The sequence below is a fragment of the Glutamicibacter sp. AOP12-B1-11 genome, assembly GCF_052379245.1.
Lineage (GTDB): Bacteria > Actinomycetota > Actinomycetes > Actinomycetales > Micrococcaceae > Glutamicibacter.
Genome location: NZ_JBQSYL010000066.1, coordinates 1 through 3,011, shown reverse-complemented (window position 1 = coordinate 3,011; position 3,011 = coordinate 1). Strand labels below are relative to the sequence as shown.

Annotated in this window: 2 protein-coding genes; one reads left to right on the top strand and one right to left on the bottom strand. The window is 50.7% G+C overall.

Annotated elements, in window-relative coordinates; genetic code table 11:
- The first annotated feature begins 409 nt into the window (after positions 1–409).
- Positions 410–1,138 (top strand): DUF6270 domain-containing protein, encoded by a 729-nt coding sequence (locus ACT3UQ_RS19550; RefSeq protein ID WP_105649251.1) that lies wholly within the window; start codon positions 410–412, stop codon positions 1,136–1,138.
- 61 nt (positions 1,139–1,199) lie between these two features.
- Here ACT3UQ_RS19550 and ACT3UQ_RS19545 read toward each other — a convergent pair whose 3' ends face one another.
- Positions 1,200–2,147 (bottom strand): hypothetical protein, encoded by a 948-nt coding sequence (locus ACT3UQ_RS19545; RefSeq protein ID WP_444637801.1) that lies wholly within the window; start codon positions 2,145–2,147, stop codon positions 1,200–1,202.
- Positions 2,148–3,011: the final 864 nt, after the last annotated feature.

The window sequence follows — 3,011 nt, the reverse complement described above, 5'->3', positions numbered from 1 at the left end:
TGACGTTTGGACATGCACTCATTCTCCTACATACGCGTGTCTCACAACATCATGACAGCTCCAGGTTTTCACATTGGAACAATTCGGATTCGCCGTGTAATTGCGCGCTCTAGCAGCATCCAATCAATCGCACAACGCCCTAGAAGCGCATTAATGATGCCATACGAAAGCACTAGGTCATACAACTGACCATATAATCGACATCAAGATATAGACGTTGTTGATCTGGGTAGGGCAACCCCGATGGAACGGATCACTCGTGGTGGCATGCCACTCGCCAAAGTCGAGGGCAATGTCCGTACCGTTCATCCTCAGGTTGTTCCGCAGCATTGGGAACATGGCTTTCAGAGTTATCGGGGCTGGCAGTCGATTCACTTGAACTGAACAGAATTAGATACAGTTTACTTCCATGAAAAGAGTATTCATATACGGTAGCTGCGTGACCAGGGATTCCGTTGCCTGGTTCAAATACTTCAATCTGGAAATGGCCGGGTACGTGGCAAGGCAGTCACTCTTGTCGACGTTTAGACGTGCGGACTCCGCCGAGTTTAAACTTTCGAAGATCACTTCCGCGTTCCAACGGAGGATGGCTAAGAATGATATTGAAGGCAATATGAGATTTGACCTTCGCCGCTCCGAACCAGACGTGGTCTTCTGGGATATATGCGACGAACGAATGCTAGTCCGTAAAATTCCAGGCGGAGGAATGATTACCCAGTCCAGAGACTACGTAACTGAAGGTATACACCCCGGTCCTCTTGGCTATCGCTACACGTTCGGAACCGACGAACATTTCGAACTGTGGGGCCATGCCTTAGGGCAGTTCATGCAAGTCCTTGACCAAGCCGGTCTCGCAAGAAAACTGTATTTGAATGCCACACCCTGGGCTATTGTGGACGAATTCGGCAATAATCACGCTGGACAGTCCGAGATAGCCTCTAAGTTCAACTCGGACGCGCAACGTTACCTAGAGCTTGCCGGGAGCTCTGGTGCAAATGTCGTTGCGATCGATCAGTCAAGAGCCATTTCGCGGACCGAAGGGCATCAGTGGGGTCCAGCACCATTCCATTATGTCGACGATACCTATTCAGCGATGTTAGAGGACCTAGCGGCGGCAGTCGGAAGAGAGCAATCGTAGATGTTCTGGTGATGCACCAACTTCGGCGGAGGCATCACCACATTTCCCAGGCAAATATATTTTAAAGGTCTTGCCTGATTGCTCGCCATTCTTGAAGTGCAGAGTCGAAATGCGCCCAGAATTCCTCCGAAGTGATGTTTCCATGCCCTACTATGGTGCCCTTGTAGAGAACGAACCGGCGCTTACCGTCAGCACTGATTCCTTCCAAACCCGGAACCCCTACGGCGTCTTTGAAGGGAGAGTAGTGACGTTTGATGTAGTGGTCGTCGTGCGAGCTCTGCGCGAAATAAACATAATTCCGTGGATCCGCAGCTGCGTAATGTCGTGCCATGTCGAAACGTTCAGGTTTCTCCGAAAGCAACGCTGTTGCTTCGTAGCTAGGCCACATCGTATCGAAATATTTAGTAACAGCATGCGGGAATGAGTTAGCAATATTTGTAGCTGATTCTTGGACGTAGGCCATCGAGCCAGAAACCATTGATGACAATCGAAGGGCCGCGAAACCTCCACCAGAACCGCCAACGAATATAACGTGCTTGGCTCCGGTTTTCCCTTTGGCTTTCTGTATTGCTTTCAGAATTGTCACTGCTGGGTCAAACTCGGGTCCTCCCAAGTACCACGACAACAGCATTTCTCGTGTTGCATCCAGTTTCAGAGTCGGGTCGGCGAACGCCATGAATGCCGCGGCCCGCGGTCCGAAGGTCGCCACGCGGGAGAACCGTGGGTAGAAGTTTTTATCCTTTGTATTGGCGCCCATAAAAGTCACGATCAATTCGTCGCTTCTGCCGAGCTTGGCAAAGAAATCTAGTGTCTTTCCGCTACCGATAGGCACACTGTGGACGGCTGTCTGCTGCCCATTGAATTTTAGCGCTCCGATGGATAGCTGTGTCACAATCGGAACTTTGTAGAACGCGTGTTTGCGTTCTTTTAGCCCGGTTATGGGGTTGACATCTACCTGAGGACGCGTTTCTTCAGTAGACAAGGGTGAGGCCTTCTTCTCGGTAGTCACTGATGGGATCGTCTTTTCGGTAGATTTTACCGTCACTTCGATTTTTCCAGAGCAAAAGTCGAGTCCTTGTCTTATTTTCTTCAATACTAGTCCTGGGAAGGTTCGAACAATTTTTACCAACGATATTCACCCGGGTTCGATAAATGTAAATAATCAAATTTCATTATACCGAATGTTTCGTTACCAGGAATGGAGATAAACATGCCAGGCCTAAGCATAAGCGGTGGGCCAAGAAACGGAGCTTTCCCACGCATGCACGGCCCAATCCTTGCGTGACACCGTAGTGTCATGCCCTACTGGATGGCTGGGCAGTCTTCATGCAGATCGTTTTCAATCCTGGTGCGGTGAGCTGTTCTGGCATTCCGGCTTATTTCACTTTCGATGCAAAGCTTGCCGTGATTGGCAACGATACGAAAGATCCAGGAATACAGGCAAAAACTCAGACGATACGAAATTGCGCAAGAAACAATAGGAACGGCACACGGCCACAGCGAGCCGTTCCTGGTGTACGCCCAGCATGGGCATTTGCTCGGAGGTGAAAGTGCTCTGAAGGAGAAGGTGGTTTAACTGTGAGCCAATGATAACTGCGTCACCGCGAGGTGGGTTGGGAAGTAAGTCGGAGTCAAAACCCTGCACCGAGGGACACAAATCGCATAGAAGGCATGTTGGTTGGGGCAAACCGGCATTGGGCGGTGATGCGTGTCCCACCAAAACGTCCAGTGTGTAAATGCGACGGCGGCAGGGGATAGTACGGTTCTTATCTGGGGAGATCTGTCCCGGTGCGTCACCCGAATGTTGGGGTGGAGCGGCTCAGCCTTAAGAGCCGTGGGTGACGGGGCAGAAGTCAGCAGACGCCATAGCACC

Coding starts and splice junctions, on each gene's coding strand:
- ACT3UQ_RS19550 (WP_105649251.1), top strand. CDS start 410: ATGAAAAGAGTATTCATATACGGTAGCTGCGTGACCAGGGATTCCGTT.